Genomic DNA, 17,327 nt, shown 5'->3' on the forward strand with positions numbered 1-17,327 from the left:
ACAGTGGGGCACGACCCGCACGACCCGCACCACGGCCGGACCCGAGCACGCCGGCCGGTCCCGTCCCGTCACCGAAGGGCCCGGCGCCGCATGCGTATTTCCTTCCTGCTCCACAACGCCTACGGCATCGGAGGGACCATCAGGTCCACCTTCAACCTGGCCGCGGCGCTCGCGGAGCAGCACGACGTGGAGATCGTCTCGGTGCTCCGCCACCGTGACGCACCGACCATGGGCGCGCCCGCCGGGGTCGTCCTCCGCCCCCTGGTCGATCTGCGCCCGGGCTCCCCGGACTACGACGGCGAGGACCCGCGGCACGCGCTGCCCGCCCGGGTCTTCCCCCGCGCGGACGGCCGGCACCGGCAGTACAGCCGGCTCACCGACGAGCGCATCGGCCGGTACCTGACCACCCTCGACGCCGAGGTGGTCGTGGGGACCAGGCCGGGCCTGAACGTGCACATCGCCCGGCAGGCCCACCGCGCCGCGGTCCGGGTCGGCCAGGAACACCTCACGCTCTCGAACCACGGCTTCCGCCTGCGCCACGAGATACGCCACCGCTATCCCTTCCTGGACGCCCTCACCACCGTCACCGAGGCCGACGCGAGCGCCTACTGCCGCTTCGGCCCGCGCTCCATGAGGGTCGAGGCCATACCGAACAGCGTTCCCGCCGCCTACGGGGCACCGGCCGACGGCACCGGCAAGGTGGTCGTGGCGGCGGGCCGGCTCACTCCGGCGAAGCGGTACGACCTCCTCGTACGGGCCTTCGCGCAGGTCGTCGCCGCGCACCCGGACTGGCAGCTGCGCATCTTCGGCAGCGGAGACACCACCGGCAACGAGCGGGCCGCCCTGTCCGCGCTGATCGACGGGCTCGGACTGAGCGGCAGCGCCCACCTCATGGGCAACGCCCACCCGTTGGAGCCGGAATGGGCCAAGGGCTCCCTCGCGGTGTCCACCTCCGACCGGGAGTCGTTCGGCATGACCCTCGTCGAGGCGATGCGCTGCGGCCTCCCCGTCGTCTCCACGGACTGCCCGGTGGGACCGCGCGAGATCATCGAGGACGGGGTCGACGGCCGGCTCGTCCGCCCCGGTGACGCCGATGCCGTCGCCGCCGCCCTGCTCGGCCTGGTCGCCGACGAGGAACTGCGCCGGCGCATGGGGGCCGCGGCGCTGAGGAACTCGGCCCGCTTCGATCCCGCGCACATCGCCGAGCGGCATCTGGACCTCTACCGGCAGCTGCTGCGGCGCGGCCCCGGCAGGCGCGGGCCCGGTCCCGTACGGGAAGCCGCGCACCGCGCGCGGGTCCGCGCGATCGACACGGCACACGCCCTGCGCTCCACCGCCCGCGGAACCCTGAAGAAGAGCGGCGCGGCGGGCCCCGGAGATGGACGCCGCGTACCCGCATGAGCGCGGGCTTCGACATTCCGGCGAAGCCGGGGACCGGGCGGACCAGGCATGATCCTTTCCCGAAGGCCTTGGCCGGAACACCCTCCCGACGACGAAAGTACGCATCATGCCGAGCACCATCACCGTCCGCGAGGTCCGCGCGGCGGACTTCCCGCAGTGGCGCGCCCTGTACCGCGGCTACGCCGACTTCTACCGGGTCGAGCAGACCGAGGAGGCCGCCGCCCGCGTGTGGGCGTGGGTGAACGACCCCGCCCACGAGGTGAACGCCCTCGTCGCCGAGGACGGGGACGGCCGCCTCATCGGCCTGGCCCACTACCGCCCGTTCGCCCGCCCCCTCTCCGCCACCACCGGCTGCTACCTGGACGACCTGTTCGTCGACCCCGCGCACCGCGGCTCCGGCGCCGCCGACCGCCTGCTCACGGCCCTGCGCGGGATCGCGGCCGAGCGCGGCTGGAGCGTGGTCCGCTGGATCACGGCCGACGACAACCACCGTGCCCGGGCCAAGTACGACCAGCTGGCCACCCGAACCATGTGGGTCACCTACGACATGGCACCGGGCAGCTGAACGCACACCCTGCGCCGAGTCGCCCCCTCAGAACTGGCAGCTCGCCGCCGTAGGAGTGCCGGCGCGCCGGGCGTCCATCCAGGCGATCGCATCGTCCAGCGGACCGTCGCTGATGGTGTGCCCCTGGTCGGCGTAGTACGCGAACTCCAGCGGGACGCCCTTGTCGCACAGCTCCCGGGCGAGCGTCGCGTTGAGGTTGCTCAGTACGTCGTTCCCGCCCTGCGCCAGCAGCACCGGGACCTCGACCGCGACCTCGCCGGTGGCGTTGCGCTTGAGGGCGGCGTCGAGCGGCCCCAGATCGGCGCCGGCCCGCAGGACCTCCGAGGCGGGCGGGAGCTCGCCGTCGGCGGCCATGCACGGCTGCGTCCAGATGCGGTCCGCCGCGGCCAGGCCCGCCGGGGTGAGGAGTTCGGCGGGTCTGACCTTCGGGTCGGCCGCGGCGGCCCCGTTGATGAGCAGCAGCAGGACCCCGGTGTAGGCGGTGGCCGTCGCGTCCTGCGCGGCGAACAGGGCGGGCATCCACTCGAACCCGACCGCCGGCGCGTTGGCGACCACGCCCTTCAGGTCGATCTCGGGGGCGTACGCGGCGGCGTGGTGCGCGCTCCACATCGCGGCGTGCCCGCCCTGCGATCCGCCGTAGACGAGGGTGGTCGTACCCGACGCCGGGTCGATCGTGCGGGCGGCGCGGATGATGTCGAGGGTGGCGTACGCGGCGGACTCGCCGCCCAGGTACGGGTGTCTGACGCCGGTCACCCCGAGGCCGATGTAGTCGGGCTGTACGACGGTGAACCCGCGCGCGAGCAGCTTGCCGACCGGACTCGTGTCCTGAAGCCCGGCGAAGGCCGGGATGCGGGACGGGGCGCACGCCGAACCGATGCCCATGGTGCCGTGGTCCACGGCGGCGACGGGCCGCCCGCCTGCGGGTGCGGGGCCGTCCGGCACGGTCACCAGCCCGCTGGCGGCCACCGGCCGGCCGTCGGTCCCGGTGCTCAGGTACATCACCAGGAAGGTGCGCGCCGGCTGCGTCAGCTCCGCCTCGGGCGGGGCGTAGGGGCGTTGGCGGATCACCGTACCGGGCTTGCCGGCGGGCAGCGGGCGCGGCGGGTCGTAGAACGCGTCGCCCTCGGGCACCGGCGACGCGGACGCGGCCGGTCCCTCCGCGCTCCGGTCGTCACCGCCGCCGCCCGTACAGCCCGGCAGCGCCAGTGCCGCGGCGATCACCCCGACGAGGGCCCGGCGGGACCACCTGCCGGGGCGGTGATGGCTCTGTCCGTGCCTCAAGGAGGAACCCCTTCGTCCGTCAGTCCGTCAGTCCGTGAGTCCGTCAGTCAGTCAGGGCGCGCCGGGCGATCGCGTCGCGAAAGCTAGCCGAGTTCACCTGTGAGGTCCATGCCGCGCAGCCCGCGAACAAGCTGTCAACAACATCCTTTGGGCCGTTCGGAGGCAAGCCCGCGTCGGTCTGCGGCCGCCTCGGCCCGAGCCGCCAGAATCACCGATCGGCAAGGGGGGCCCGTACATCCCTGGAGGCGAACGTGGTGCTCTCTCGACGCGGTCTTGTGAAAGGGGCTGCCGCCGGCGGCCTCCTGCTCGGGTTCCCGGGGCTCACCGTCCAGTACGAGGCCGTCGCGGCGCCCCCCTCCCGACCGCTGGTCGACGCGGTCGCCGATGCCTGCGCCCGCCTCGCGGGCCGCGGATGGCGCACGCTGCTGCTCACCGTGACCCGGGGCGCACTCGACATCGGCGCCACGGACCTGGCCGCCGAACTGGGCAAGCCGGTCCCCGAGCTGGACCGCTCGGTCCCCGGCTTCGAGGACTTCTCCCCGACCCTGCCCGCCCGCGGCATCGAGCCGGGGATCCCCGCCCGGAGCCTGCTCTACCACGCGTTCGCCTCGCCCCACGTGACCACGGACGGCCGGGGCCGGACCCTCGGCGCGTTCCCGGAGCTCGCCGAGATCGAAGCCGTCGAGAACTACGTCTACGGGGTGCGCCCGCCCTCGCTGGCCCGGCTCCGGGAGATCGCCGGGCAGAACCCGCTCGGTGTGGTGGTGTTCGCCCTCGACTACCGCGATGCCACCGGCTCGGTGCACGGCCGCCACGCCGACCTCTGCTTCTCCCGGACCGGCATCACCCGCATGGGCACCACGGGCCCGCACTACGACGCCCGGGCCCGCCAGTTCGCCGGGCAGGACCCGAAGCGCCCGTTCGTGTTCCGTACGGTGCCGCAGCGCTTCGCCCCGTACATCGCCATGCAGGTCACCGGGGCCGACAGCCGCACCTTCGGGCCCCGCTCCGTCGTCACCGGCGACGACGAGCGTGCCTTCTGGGTGCCGGTGCACAAACTGTTCCCCGGGCGGGAATGCGTGGAGGGCCTGGACCTCTCCCTCAGCCTCGGCTCGCACCTGGTCAACGAGAAGCTCAAGCGGATGCACCTCTTCCTCCGGGAGCAGGGCTATCCCACCGAGTGGACCGGCAAGGACCTGGAGGAGTTCCCCTTCACGATCCGGGACGAGAAGATCGCCTCCCTGCTGCCGGCACGCAAGGGCGGGCACGGATCCGGAGTGCTCGCCCCGCGTCCCGGGCCGTTCGCGGACCGGGCCCGGTTCGAGGGGGAGTGGCTCGGCTTCAACGTGTCCGCGGACCTGGTGCAGGATCCGGGCATCCTGTACTTCTCCTCCGTCCAGCTGATCCCCGGCTCCCTCGAGACCGAGCCGACCTACCTGGAAGGGACCGCCCCCGACAACGACCGGCGCTCCCCCGAGTACGTCAACATCCGCCACCGCCTGCACGCCGACGGACGGTTGGAGGACCTCAACCTCAACCCGGACATGGACACGATCATCCGGGAGGGAGGCTACCGGGCCCAGCACTGGGTGGACTTCGCCGGGGACGGCTTCGTCTCCGTCGACTGCCCGCAACTCGCCTCCGAGATCGACACGTTCAAGCCCGCCTTCTGCAGCGTCGCACCACCCGACTTCTTCCCCCACGTCAACCAGCACGACCTCGCGGCGTGGTGGCGCACGGAGGTCCCCGAGGCGATCCGCGCCGCACTGTGGGCCGTACCGCCCCACCCGCTCTCGGAGTTCCGCTTCGCCGGCGACATCACCCTCCCCAAGGGCTTCGACATCTACGACGACACCCTGACCGCCGTCCTCGGCCATCCGGCGCCCGGTGAGCCCCTCGCCCGTCCGCTGCCCGCGGGCGCGCGCGGCCGGTACACCGGTCTGCCGGACGCGGCGGCCGGGGTCACGGACCCCGGGTGGGAAGTCAGCCAGGGCCTCGTCTACAACGAGCCCGGACTGCCGCTCCAGCGCTACATGCAGGCCTACAGCCTCGGCACCCCCTTCCTGGAGGACGCCAAACTCTGTGCGGCCCTGGGAAGTTACTGGCCCTCCGTGGCACCCGACGCGACCCGTACGTTCACTCCGCTCAAGGACGCCCCCGGCTTCCCCTATCCGTGGCCGACGATCGTCCCGCTGACCGACGCCGAGATCGGCATGGAGGAGACCGACGGGCTCGGCCGGCTGCCCTGGGACGGGATCCGCGGGCCGGAGGTCCGTACGGTGGGCGGCCGGCAGGTGGTCGCCTACCAGGACATCGACAGGGCCGACTACATCACCACCCAGGACCGGCTCACCGCCCACCTCACCGCACGCGTCGACCTCGCCGAGACCAAGTCCCGGGTCCTGGCCATGTCGGCGGTGTACTGGAGCCTGGGCATCCACGACCCCGAGTTCGTGACCCGGTTCGGAGACAAGGCCGTCATCGAGATCCTGAAGGCCAAATCGGCGTGGGCGGTGGTGTCCTTCACCGCGGTCGACGCCGACGACACCGGACTCGCGGAGGCCCAGCGGGCCACCGGCAGCCGCCTCACCGGGACCCGCCGCTACCGGGTCCGCGTGTACCGGCCCGGAACCGAATCGCGGGACCCCGCCGACATCCAGAAGGTCCTGGTGGAGATCGAGGAGGACGTACTCGCCTTCACGGACGGCACGGCCGTGCTGCTGCGCAGGGGCGGAGGCCAGTGGACGCGCGACGCGACGATCCCCACCAGGTGAGGGCGGCCGCAGACCCGGCCGTCGACGTGCTCGTCGCCGGAGGGGGCCCCGCCGGCTGCGCCGCCGCGATCGTGTGCGCGGCGGGCGGGCTGCGGACCGTACTGGTCGAACGCGCCGACGGCCCGAGGGACCGGCCGGGCGAGGCGCTGCACCCAGGCGTGGAGTCCGTCCTCGCACGCCTGCTGCCGGACGGCTTCGCGTCGGTGGTGGGAGCCCGGCACGAGGGCATCGAGGTCGGCTGGGGCGGGGCGCCGCGCTTCGAGCCGTTCGGCGCCGACGCGGACGGGCCCTGGCGCGGCTTCCAGGTGGACCGGCGGCGCCTGGACGGGCTCCTGCTGGACCGGGCCCGGAACGCCGGGGCGGAGGTGCGGATGTCCTGCCGCGTACTGGAGCCCCTGGTCGAGGGCGGCATCGTGACGGGCGCCCGCGTCAGGGGCCCGGGGCCGGGCACGGCGGTGATCCGCGCGCGGACCCTCATCGACGCGACCGGCAGCGCCCGCGCGGCCGGCCGCGTCCTCGGGCCCGCCCGCACCGACCGGGCCCGGTCACCGCGCCTGCTGATCCGCTACGGGTACGCGGTGGGCGCCTGCCCGGTCCGTGACGCGGCGCCCGCGATCGTCGCGGACCACACCGGCTGGACCTGGACGGCCCGGGTGGGGGCCGCCCGGTACCAGTGGATGCGTCTCGACCTGGTCCCGGAGCAGCGGTCGCGCACCTGGCTGCCCGAGGAGTTCTCGGGCCTCACCCCCGAGGGTCCGGCACGGGCCGCCGACGTGACCTGGCGGCTCTGCGGGGCCCCCGCGGGGCCGGGGTGGTTCGTGGTCGGCGACGCCGCCGCGCGGCTGGACCCGTCCTCCTCCCACGGCGTGCTGCGGGCCCTGCTGTCCGGCTGGACGGCGGGCAGCCTCACGGCGGCCGTGACGGACGGCGCGCTCGACCCGCACCGGGCCGCGGCCACGTACCGCCAGTGGCTGCACGAGGGTGCCGAGCGCGACATCCACCACCTGGCCGGTACGTACGCGAGGCTCGGAGCGCGGGGCTTCGGCTGACGGGGCGGCCGCCGCAGATCCGGCCGCCAGGTGCCGGGCCGGATCGGCCGGAGGCCTCAGCGCACGGGGGTGAAGTCCCGCGAGGCGATGTATCCGGGGCGGCGCACCGGGGCGGCGAAGGGCTTCGACGGGCGGTTCTCCACGCTGTTGAAGACGAGGAACACGTTGCTGCGCGGGTAGGGCGTGATGTTGTCGCCCGAGCCGTGCATCGCGTTGCAGTCGAACCAGGTGGCCGACCCCGCCCTGCCGGTGAAGACCTTTATGCCGCAGGCCGAGGCGAACCTGGTCAGCGCCTCGTCCGACGGAGTGCCCGCGTCCTGCATCTGGAGGGACCTCTTGTAGTTGTCCTTCGGCGTCGCACCGGCACACCCCAGGAAGCTCCGGTGGGAGCCGGGCATGATCATCAGGCCTCCGTTGGTGGTGTAGTTCGGCGTCAGAGCGATGGACACCGACACGGTGCGCATGTGCGGCAGTCCGTCCTCGGCGTGCCAGGTCTCGAAGTCGGAGTGCCAGTAGAAGCCGCTGGCACCGAAGCCCGGCTTGACGTTGATCCGGGACTGGTGCACGTAGACCTCGGAGCCCAGGATCTGCCGTGCGCGCCCCACGACGCGCGGATCGGAGGCGAGGGCCGCGAACACCTCGCTGATGCGGTGGACTTCGAAGACGGAGCGCACTTCGCGGGAGTTCGGCTCCACGACGGACCGCTCGTCGGCCAGCGTCGAGGGGTCGCGGAGCAGCCGGTCCATCTCGGCCCGGTAGACGTCCGTCTCGTCGGGCGTGATGAGTTCCTCGACGGACAGGAACCCTTCGCGCTCGTAGCTCTCCAGCTCGTGGGCCCATATGGGGCCCGGCGTGCCGGGCTCGGACCAGACGACGGGGTCCGCGCGGCCGGTGAGCACCTCCTCGGAGCCCCGGGTCGGATACAGGTCGGTCACCGTGCGTGTGGATGCGGAGGTCATGGTGGTGCTGCCTCTCCTCTCTGGATCTTTCTGGTGCGTGCGTTCTCGGGTACGTCAGTCGTGGCCGGGTTCGGTGAGCAGCGGGTACACGCCGTTCTCGTCGTGATCCTCCCGGCCGGTCACGGGCGGGTTGAAGACGCACAGGCAGCGGAACTCGTGCGTGACGCGCAGGGTGTGCCGCTCGTGGCCGTCGAGGAGGTACATGGTTCCCGGCGTGATCGTGTACGACAGGCCCGTCTCCTCGTCCGTGAGCTCGGCTTCCCCCTCCGTGCAGACCACGGCCTCCACGTGGTTCGCGTACCACATGGACGTCTCGGTGCCGGCGTACAGGACGGTCTCGTGCAGGGAGAAGCCGACGCGTTCTGCGGCCAGGACGATGCGCTTGCTCTCCCAGGTGCCGGATGCCGCCCTGACGTGGCGGTCGGTTCCCTCGATGTCCCGGAACGATCGGACGATCATGGTGGTGCCCTTCGTGGTGTCCGGCGGGGTGCTGGTCAGGCGGTTTCGCGGACGGAGCGCGCGAGGATGCCGAGGCCCTCGTCGAGTTCCTCGCCGGTGACGGTGAGGGGCGGGAGCAGCTTGACGACCTCGCCCTCGGGGCCGGACGTCTCGACGAGGAGACCGTGCTCGAAGGCCCTGCGGGACACTGCTGCCGCGCGCTCCTTGTGGGCGAACTCGATGCCCCAGACCAGCCCGCGGCCCCGGTACGTCGTGCCCAGCCGGGCGTGTTCGGCGCAGAGGTCCCGCAGTACGCCCTCGATGTGCGCGCCCTGGACGAGGGTCCGCTCGCGCAGGACGCCGTCGGCCCAGTAGGTCTCCAGGGCGGCCGTCGCGGTGACGAAGGCGGGATTGTTGCCGCGGAAGGTGCCGTTGTGCTCGCCCGGCTCCCACAGGTCGAGCTCGGGCTTGAACAGGCACAGGGACATGGGCAGTCCGTAGCCGCTGATGGACTTCGACAGCGTGACGATGTCGGGCGTGATGCCCGCCTCCTCGAAGGAGAAGAACTCGCCGGTCCGGCCGCAGCCCATCTGGATGTCGTCGACGATCAGCAGCATGTCGCGGCGTCGGCACAGGTCGGCGAGGGCGCGGAGCCATTCCGCGCGCGCCACGTTGATCCCGCCCTCGCCCTGGATCGTCTCGACGATGACCGCGGCCGGGTGGTTGAGACCGGAGCCCTGGTCCTCCAGCAGGCGCTCGAACCAGAGGAAGTCGGGGACCCTGCCGCCGAGGTAGTTGTCGAAGGGCATCGGGGTGCCGTGGACCAGGGGGATCCCGGCGCCGGCCCGTTTGAAGGCGTTGCCCGTGACGGCGAGGGAACCGAGCGACATGCCGTGGAAGGCGTTGGTGAAGGACACGACCGACTCGCGCCCCTTGGCCTTCCGCGCCAGTTTGAGCGCCGCCTCCACGGCATTGGTCCCGGTGGGCCCCGGGAACATCACCTTGTAGTTCAGTGCGCGCGGTTCGAGGACGTGGGACCGGAAGGTCTCGAGGAAGGCCCGCTTGGCGGTCGTCGCCATGTCGAGCCCGTGCGTGATGCCGTCCCCTTCCAGGTAGTCGAGCAGGGCCCGCTTCAGGACGGGGTTGTTGTGGCCGTAGTTCAGGGACCCGGCGCCCGCGAAGAAGTCCAGGTAGCCGGAGCCGTGTTCGTCGTACAGCCGGCTTCCCGAGGCGCGCTCGAAGACGACGGGCCAGGCGCGGCAGTAGCTGCGCACCTCGGACTCCAGTGTCTCGAAGACGGACAGGACCGGCTCGGTCATGGTCAAGGGAACTCTCCAATGAGCGTGGGGTGTTGTGTGCCCGGCGCCAGACGCCGGGGTGAGGTGTCCGGACCGGGATCAGAAGTGGAGCGGCCCGATGCGGTGCAGGACCTCCGGGGCGTAGCCGCGGTCGGGGAACTCCTCCGGGGCGAACAGCACCGTGCGCGTGAGCGTGGCGCCGTGCCGTGCGGCGTACGAGGCGAACAGCCGCTCCGACGCGAGGTTCCCGGGGGAGACGGTGGCCTCCAGGGAGCTCATTCCGTGTTCCGCCGCCACGCGGGAGGAGAGGCCGTCGAGCAGGGCCCCGGCGACACCACGGCCGCGGACGGATTCGTCGACGGCGATCTGCCAGACGAGCAGGGTTTCGGGACTGTCGGGCCGCATGTACCCGCTGACGAATCCGACGGGACGCCCCGACGGGTCGCGGGCCACGGCGGACGTGCCGGCGAAGTCACGGCACCAGAGGAGGTAGCTGTAGGCCGAGTTGAGGTCCAGCGTCCCGGAATCCCGGGCGAGGCGCCACAACAGGCGGCCGTCACCGGGGCGGGGACGGTCGATGTGCGGGGACGGGGTGGTCGAGGTCGTGGAGGTCGTGGAGGGCGGGGTCTTCCGGTAATGGGCCAGTTCTGCATGAGCAGTCATGCGGGCCGAAGCTACCGAGGGTTGGAGCGGATTGCACGGACCCGAGGGGTTATGGGGAGGGGGTGGTCCGTGATATATGGAGACCCCGTGGAAGAGTGGCGAAAGTGGCAGGAATGTGCCCGGTAATCCATGAAAAATCCGGATATTCACCCCCGACCCTCGAGTTCATAACGAGCGGATAACGTCTTAGACCTTGCGCCACCGGGCCATCGCCCAGGAGAACAGTCCGAACAGCACCAGTCCGACGGAGACCGCGACCAGGAGCCACGGCCCCGCTGAGGCAAGGGTGAACGACCTCAGGGTGTCGTCGAGGCCCTTCGCCTGTGCGGGGTCGTAGCGCAGGGCTGCGTACAGGACGAAACCGCCGACGGCCGCGAAGACGGTTCCCCGCGCGAGCCCACCGGCCACGCCGAGGAAGCCGACGAGCTTGCGCCACGGTGCCGCGACCTCCGCCATGGCGAGATGCTTGCGGAAGCTGCGCCGCGCCGCCTGCACAGCGATGGCCACCCCCGCGATCCCGATCCCGAGCCCGGCGGCACCCACCAGCCACTGGCCGGCGGGCAGGCCGAGCGCTTTCGCCGTCACGTCGCGTGACTGCTCGTCCCCGGAGCGTCCGCCGCCCACCGAGAACGCAAACACGGAGTAGGCCACCACGGCGTAGAAGGCGCACCTGCCCGTCGAGGACAGCCGCTTCAAGGGTTTGCCGCCCTCCGGTCCGGCCGCGCCGAACACCGCCTCCGACAGGCGCCAGAGCGCCATGCACACAAGCCCCAGGCCCACGGCCCAGATGAGGACCACGCCGAAGGGCTTCTCCCCGAGTTCCTGAAGGGCGCCCTGGCGGTCGGCCTCCTTGCCGCTGCCGCCGAAGGCGATGCGCACGGCCAGTACCCCGACCAGCACGTACAGCACTCCGCGCGTGGTCAGCCCGCAGCGTGCCGTGACCTCGCGGAATCGGCTGCCCCCGGACGTGTGCTCCTCGATGCGTGGCATGCGCACCCCTTCCGTGTCCTCGCCGGCTCCGCGCCCGGGGCGCGGGCAGGCCCGTCGGGACGTCTCGAGGGGCGGCTACCCGGCTCCGGGGTTCCAATGCGCGAGGCACCGTACGGGCGCGGTCACTGTTCCTGCGGCGGCTTCCCCTCCGCCGCGGACACCTCCACGAGCTCCACCTGGCCCTTGGCGTCGAGGCGCAGGACGGGGACGGCCTTGTTGCGCGGATTGCCGTTGTTCTGGAAGGAGATGAAGCCGCTGGCCCCGGCCACCTGCTGGGTGCCGTCCATCTGGTGGAACATCCGGGCCACGGCGTCGCCGACGACCTGGCCCTGCCAGCGGGCCGCCATCTGGATGCCGTGGGCCGCCGCGAGGACCGCGTCGTGACCCATCAGGGCCCCGCCGTCCTCGCGGGGATCGTGCGGGAACCACTCCTCCAGCTGCCCGCCCGGCTGGAAGTTCTTCGCCGAGGGCGCGGACACGGCCTGCGGCGCCGCACGGTACATGTCGGGGTGGGCGAGGCCGGTGTAGAGCACCTCGATGCCGGTCGCGGCGGCGCGGGCCAGCTGCTCGGGGCTCAGGTTGGTCGTGTCGTCCCCCGTGAACACGGTGAACCGCTGCTCGGTGCAGCTGCGGTTGGCCAGCGCGTCGAGGAACCGGGTGAGGTGCAGGCCGCGGCCCGCGAAGTAGACGAGCTGCGGGCGCTGCTGGCACAACTGGCCCGGCATGTAGCGCAGTTCGTTCTGCCAGGCGCTGCTGACGGAGGAGTCGTAGGTCATCCGCTCGGCGACGAGCTTGTGTGCGCCGCCCTCCTGGAACGCCTTGGTGAAGGCGGTGCCGAGGGTGGAGGAGTAGAGGTCTCCCGCCGCCACGTCCTGGATGACGACGCCGGTGGTGATGCCGCGCCGTTTGAGGTATCCGGCGCCCGCGTACGCCTCGTCCTCGTTCGTGGGGGCGATCCGGACGAAACCGTTGATGCCCTGGATGTTGGAGGCGGTCATGGTGGCGCCGACCATGGCGATCCCGTGCTCCGAGAGGCGCCGTATGGCGGCGAGGTTCTCGTTGGTGCTGGGACCGAGGCCGGTGACCGCGACGAGCCGGTCCGGGGAGTCCTTGCGGTCGATCAGCGCGTCGACGGTGTGCTTCCACTGCCGGGACTTGCTGCCCGGGTTGGCGATCAGCAGCCGGATCTTGGGAGTGGCCGCCAAGTCGCCCTGGTTGTGCCGGTACTGGGCGAGGTAGGCGCCCTGGAGCTCGTGCCGTACGCCCTCGGCGGAGTTGCTGTCGGCGGCGGTCGTGGTGAACGAGGTGAAGTAGGCGACGCTGACGTACGGCTCCTTGGCCGCGTTGGCGAGGACCCGGCGGTTCTCCTCCTCGATCTTCGCGCTGACCGCGTCGAGGTGCGGCGCGAAGACGTAGGAGCCGTCGCTCACGCCCACGCACTCCTCGTCCGGCCCCATTTCGACGACCCCCTCGGCGCACCGGGCCTGGCGTTCCTGGAGCCAGCCCACGCCCAGCCAGAGCGCCGCCACCAGGGTGACGGCCGCCACGGCGCCCAGGGCGACGCGGCGTACGACGTGCAGCGGCCATTCGAGTCTGGGCACGCGCTCAGCCCTCCCAGCCCGCGGTCTGGGGATCGCGCCAGTGCCGGTACCGTTCGGCCTCGTTGAACAGGGCCACGATGTCGTTCCTCCGCAGTTGGGACAGCTGGGTGTAGCCGTCGGCGATCAGGTTCCCCAGCCGCATGGCCGGGTCGGCGAGCGGATCGCTCCACACCCAGCGGGTGGTCACCAGGGTGTGGATCACGGACTCGGTGTCCACGACGCGCCCGGGCCGGCGCGGGACGAGCCCGGACAGGAGCTCCAGCGGCCCGCTGCCGGAGGGGAGCCGGTTCGGAGCGGTGGTGACCGCGTCGAACTCGGAGATCCACTGCGCGGCCGGTACCGCGGAGAAGCGCCGGGTCAGGTGGGCGGTGACCTCGTCGGTCCGCCCGCGGGCCAGCTGGTGGTACATCTCCTGCACCGGCTTGCCCTCGCTGCGGTAGTACTCCGCGAGGAGTTCGTGCGCGGCGTCCCACCCGTCGGGGCGCTCGGCCAGCCGCCACAGGAGCAGCCGGCGCAGCCACGGATGGAGTACGGGCACCACGGCGACGGGTCCGGTCAGCAGCCAGCGCGCCCGGATGTCGCCGAACAGGGAGTCGTCGGGGCTGAGCAGCCGCGCGGCCACGGAGAAGTCCCGGGCGGCGGCGCATTCGGCCAGGGTCGTGCGCTGGGTCCCGTCGAAGTCGCGCAGGAGATGGCCGAGGGCCGTGTCGGCCAGTGTGGCGGAGTGCTCCCCGGTGCGCAGCGGCCGGTCGGGCAGGGTGCGCAGCCAGCGGTCCTGCTGGGGGCCGGAGTCCGGGAGCGGCCCGGCCTGGCGCAGTACGTCGAGCACCTGGTGGACGGCGCGCGGCAGCCCGCCGGTGAGCCGGTGCACGAAGGGGGTGAGGCGGGTCAGCGGGGCCAGGTCGCTGTTCCCGCCGAGCTGGAGCTCGATCCGGATCCGCACCTCGTCCAGATTGAGGTCGCGCAGCCGCAGCGGGTACCACCAGCTGTCCTCGCTGTCGCGGGGAGGCCGGTGGGCGTGCCAGTCGGCCAGGGAGGCCCGGTCCGGGCCGCGCAGCTGCCAGGGCCAGGAGTCCCCGGTGGCCGGACCCCAGCGGGGCAGCCAGCGGTTGGAGCTGGCGACGACGGTCAGCGGGTCACTGGCGTGCCCGGCCACCACCGTCTGGTCGTGCCGGGAGCGCAGTAACAGGTCGAGGAAGTGACGCCCGTACTCGGTGTGGGAGTTGTCCAGCAGCAGCAGGTAGGAGCGGGGCATGAAGTTGCGGGCGGTGTTGCGCCGCAGGTCTTCCAGGAAGGCCGAGAAGAGGATGAGGTCGAGCCGTTCCTGTTCGTTCTCGTCGCCCTCGTGGCGCCACAGGTTGAGCTCCACCAGGGCTTCCATGGGGTCCGCGCTGCGGGTCATGGGATGGCGTCCGTACCAGTGGGCCCCGGTCGTGAGCCGGCTGCCCAGCCTGCCGCCGAGCAGGCCGGGCACCGTGCGGCGGCCGCGACGCAGGGCGTCCTGGAAGAGGGCGAGCGCGGCGCTGGAAGCCCCCTCGGGCATGCCGACCGCACCCATGCCCACTTCGAAGAAGGCCGCCAGGTAGTCGCCGTGCCGGGCCTCGTTCTCCTCCTGGAACCGGTCCAGCTGGCGCTGCACCGCCCGCCGCCCCTCGGCGAGGTTGCGCATGCGCAGCTCCTGGTCGGAGGCGAGCAGGCCGAGGCTGAGCAGCGGGAACTGGGAGCGCCCGTAGCGGGGCAGCTTGCGTTCGAGCTGGCGGGCCAGGAGCCCGAGGGCGTAGCGCGGCAGCAGGGACTGGGCCCCGCCGAAGTTGACGAAGGCGAAGGGGTAGTCGGGCCCGAAGCGCTCCATGAGCGCGCTGTGCGCCTCGCTGGCCCCGCTGCCCGCCGGGCCCAGGAGCATGGTCAGGGGCCGCTCGGCGGTCGGGCTCTCCTTCAGGCAGGAGTCGACCAGCGACAGGATGCCGCTGCGGCCCCGCAGACCCATGCCCGTACCCGGCTCCATCACGTGTGATCCCCCCAGGACGCGCTCCGAGGACTGAAGCCTGTCATCCGCGGCCGGAGTCAGACAGGGGTTTCCGCTCCTTGATTCGATACCGAGATCCAATGCGGCCGTACGGGGCGGCCTGCCACGGAACTGGTACACGGCTGTGCGGTGGCCGATGGACGACGGCGGGGGTCCTGATGCGGTGGTCGGGGATCGTTCACAGCGCGAAGGCCCGCCACGAAGACCCGCCGCGAACCCCCGCCACGAACCCCCACCACGATCCAGATCCAGGAGCGCCATGTCTGTCACCGCCTTCCTCCGCCGGACCGCCGAGCTGCCCGCACGGGGCGGGATCGCGGCCGGCCGGGCCGGTGACGCGGCCTACGCAGCCGCCCGCCGAGCGGTGTCGGCGGCTCCGCTGCCCTGGCCGCACGAGGGCCAGGCGAGCGTGGAGGTGGAGGGGGTCGGCTGCCTCGGCACGGTCGGCGAGCAGCGCCCGGTGCCCATCGCGAGCCTCACCAAGGTGATGACCGCCTACGTGGTCCTGCGCGAGCACCCGCTCGGCCCGGCGGACGCCGGGCCCCTGGTCCGCATCGACGGGGCCGCCGCCCGCGAGGCCGGTTCCGCGATCGAATCGGTGGTGCCCGTCGGGGAAGGGCAGGAGTTCCCGCTGCGGCAGCTGCTCGAGTACCTGCTGATCCCCTCGGGCAACAACATCGCCAGGCTCCTCGCCCGCCGGACCGCCGGCTCCGAGGCGGCCTTCGTGCGCCGGATGAACGAGGCGGCCGCGGAGCTGGGCATGGCCCGTACGACCTTCACCGGCTCCTGCGGGATGGACACCGGGAACACCAGCACGGCCGCCGACCTGCTCCTCCTGGCCCGTGCGGTCATGCGGGACGAGGTGTTCCGGGCCATCGTCGCCACCCCCTCCGTCCGTCTCCCGGGAGACGCGGGCGAGGCGCGCACCACCAACCGGCTCCTCGGCCGGTTCGGAGTCGCCGGGCTGAAGACCGGCACCAGCACCCCGGCCGGGGGCAATGTCCTGTGGGCCGCGTACAAGGATGTCGGCGGCACCCCCCGGCTGGTCCTCGGCGCCGTCCTCGCCCAGCGCACCGGCTGCTCCCCGGTGCGCGCCCGGGCGGCCGTCTGGGCCCACACCCGGCGACTGGTCGAAGCGGTGCAGCGGACCCCGATCGAGGACCTCGCGCGACTGCTGCCGTCGCTGTCGCCGTCGCCGTCGCCGTCGCCGTCGCCGTCGCCGGCCCCCGCCCCCGCCCCGGCTCAGCGCCCCGGCGGTTCCGCGACGCCCGCGCGCTTGTAGGTCCGCATCAGCAGGGCCGTCTCCACGTGGGTGGTGCCGCCCAGCAGGGCGAAGACGCGGGTGGTGAAGGCGTGCAGGCCCGCGAGGTCGCGGTGGCTGGAGTAGCCGAGGAGCCCGGCGGCTCCGGTGGTGACCACCAGATGCCGTACCGACGGCTCGCGGGCCAGCAGCCGCACGGCCGAGCCGAGCCCGCTGTGCGGGACCGAGATCCGGAACCGGGCCTCCACCGGGTAGCCCAGCACCGCCGGGTCCGCGAGCAGCCGCAGGTGCAGGATGTGGGAGGTCATCAGGCGGGCCAGGCGGCGCCGGGCGGTGGTCTCGCCGACCTGCAGCTCGCGGGCCAGCCGGGTCGTCGACATCCGCGCGTCCCGGCTCAGCAGCGTCACCAGACGCCGGTCGAGGTCGTCCACGGTGAGCGGCGCGGGCAGTTCCCGGCCCGCCATGGCCAGCCTGCGCACCTCCGTGGGCTCCTCGTCGTACGGGGCCCAGTCGCCGGCGGTGAGCAGCAGCCGCAGCACCACCCCGGAGTGGACGTCCACGACCCCGTCCAGCCGCCCGACCACCGAGTCCACCAGGGTCAGGAGCGCCTCGTGGCCGGGGGCGTTGACCTCGGCGAACACCTCCAGAGCGCCCGTGGCCACCTCCACCGAGCGGGTCTCGGGCCGGCGGGCGAGGGCCAGGGCCGTTTCGTGGACCCGCCCGGGGGCGCACCGTACGGCCAGCTCCGCGGTGATTCCCTCGCCCTGGTACTCGGGGACGAGCGCGGCAGTGAAGCGGACGTGGCCCGTCGCCGTCATCCTTTCCAGGCGGCGGGCGACCGTCCGCTCGTGCACCCCGACCGCCGCGGCCACATCGGCGAAGGCGGCGCGCGGGTCGCGGTGCAGGATGCGCAGCACGGCGTGGTCGACGGCGTCGAGCGAAGGACCGGTGTTCATCAGGCCTCCCAGCTGTCCGCGCGCCTGCTCGCGGGAACGGTCGGTGACGCTACGACACCCCGGCC

14 protein-coding genes are annotated in these 17,327 nt (G+C 72.6%); 5 read left to right on the forward strand and 9 right to left on the reverse strand.

Annotated features, from left to right (window positions below; translation table 11 throughout):
• The first annotated feature begins 90 nt into the window (after positions 1–90).
• Both NLX94_RS07325 and NLX94_RS07330 read left to right on the forward strand, forming a co-directional pair.
• Complete coding sequence (locus tag NLX94_RS07325; protein ID WP_254381762.1) at positions 91–1,401, forward strand: glycosyltransferase; 1,311 nt, start codon at positions 91–93, stop codon at positions 1,399–1,401.
• Positions 1,402–1,507: 106 nt separating this feature from the next.
• Entirely contained in the window at positions 1,508–1,966 is a 459-nt protein-coding gene (locus NLX94_RS07330) for a GNAT family N-acetyltransferase (protein ID WP_254381763.1), read from the forward strand.
• Between the two features lie 27 nt (positions 1,967–1,993).
• Here NLX94_RS07330 and NLX94_RS07335 read toward each other — a convergent pair whose 3' ends face one another.
• Entirely contained in the window at positions 1,994–3,247 is a 1,254-nt protein-coding gene (locus NLX94_RS07335) for a lipase family protein (RefSeq protein WP_254381764.1), read from the reverse strand.
• A 251-nt stretch (positions 3,248–3,498) separates the two neighbouring features.
• On the opposite strand from NLX94_RS07335, the gene NLX94_RS39310 reads away from it, so the two are divergent.
• Positions 3,499–6,021 (forward strand): hypothetical protein, encoded by a 2,523-nt coding sequence (locus tag NLX94_RS39310; protein ID WP_254381765.1) that lies wholly within the window; start codon positions 3,499–3,501, stop codon positions 6,019–6,021.
• Positions 6,018–7,070: an NAD(P)/FAD-dependent oxidoreductase gene (locus tag NLX94_RS07345; RefSeq protein ID WP_254381766.1), complete on the forward strand. Its 1,053-nt coding sequence runs from the start codon at positions 6,018–6,020 to the stop codon at positions 7,068–7,070. Before NLX94_RS39310 ends, NLX94_RS07345 begins: the two co-directional genes overlap by 4 nt.
• A 56-nt stretch (positions 7,071–7,126) precedes the next feature.
• Here NLX94_RS07345 and thpD read toward each other — a convergent pair whose 3' ends face one another.
• The 7 genes from thpD to NLX94_RS07380 all read right to left on the reverse strand — a co-directional run bounded on the left by thpD (position 7,127) and on the right by NLX94_RS07380 (position 15,024).
• Entirely contained in the window at positions 7,127–8,029 is a 903-nt protein-coding gene (thpD, locus tag NLX94_RS07350) for an ectoine hydroxylase (RefSeq protein ID WP_254381767.1), read from the reverse strand.
• Positions 8,030–8,083: 54 nt separating this feature from the next.
• The gene (locus tag NLX94_RS07355) at positions 8,084–8,488 is read right to left on the reverse strand and encodes an ectoine synthase (RefSeq protein ID WP_254381768.1); all 405 of its coding nucleotides are present in this window, start codon (positions 8,486–8,488) and stop codon (positions 8,084–8,086) included.
• 35 nt (positions 8,489–8,523) lie between these two features.
• Positions 8,524–9,792: a diaminobutyrate--2-oxoglutarate transaminase gene (gene ectB / locus NLX94_RS07360; protein ID WP_254381769.1), complete on the reverse strand. Its 1,269-nt coding sequence runs from the start codon at positions 9,790–9,792 to the stop codon at positions 8,524–8,526.
• Positions 9,793–9,864: 72 nt separating this feature from the next.
• Positions 9,865–10,428: a diaminobutyrate acetyltransferase gene (gene ectA, locus NLX94_RS07365; protein WP_254381770.1), complete on the reverse strand. Its 564-nt coding sequence runs from the start codon at positions 10,426–10,428 to the stop codon at positions 9,865–9,867.
• A gap of 186 nt (positions 10,429–10,614) precedes the next feature.
• The gene (locus NLX94_RS07370; RefSeq protein WP_254381771.1) at positions 10,615–11,418 is read right to left on the reverse strand and encodes a DUF1206 domain-containing protein; all 804 of its coding nucleotides are present in this window, start codon (positions 11,416–11,418) and stop codon (positions 10,615–10,617) included.
• Between the two features lie 122 nt (positions 11,419–11,540).
• Complete coding sequence (locus NLX94_RS07375) at positions 11,541–13,019, reverse strand: branched-chain amino acid ABC transporter substrate-binding protein (protein ID WP_254381772.1); 1,479 nt, start codon at positions 13,017–13,019, stop codon at positions 11,541–11,543.
• A gap of 4 nt (positions 13,020–13,023) precedes the next feature.
• Positions 13,024–15,024 carry a hypothetical protein gene (locus tag NLX94_RS07380; RefSeq protein ID WP_254381773.1) on the reverse strand — a complete coding sequence of 667 codons (2,001 nt, stop codon included), beginning with the start codon at positions 15,022–15,024 and terminating at the stop codon, positions 13,024–13,026.
• Between the two features lie 280 nt (positions 15,025–15,304).
• Here NLX94_RS07380 and NLX94_RS38850 point away from each other — a divergent pair, with 280 nt between their 5' ends.
• Complete coding sequence (locus tag NLX94_RS38850) at positions 15,305–16,327, forward strand: D-alanyl-D-alanine carboxypeptidase family protein (protein WP_302168859.1); 1,023 nt, start codon at positions 15,305–15,307, stop codon at positions 16,325–16,327.
• Here NLX94_RS38850 and NLX94_RS07390 read toward each other — a convergent pair.
• Complete coding sequence (locus NLX94_RS07390; RefSeq protein ID WP_254381774.1) at positions 16,288–17,262, reverse strand: Lrp/AsnC family transcriptional regulator; 975 nt, start codon at positions 17,260–17,262, stop codon at positions 16,288–16,290. The genes NLX94_RS38850 and NLX94_RS07390 overlap by 40 nt on opposite strands.
• Positions 17,263–17,327 lie beyond the last annotated feature (65 nt).

The organism is Streptomyces sp. TBY4 (assembly GCF_024213195.1).
Taxonomy (GTDB): Bacteria; Actinomycetota; Actinomycetes; order Streptomycetales; family Streptomycetaceae; genus Streptomyces.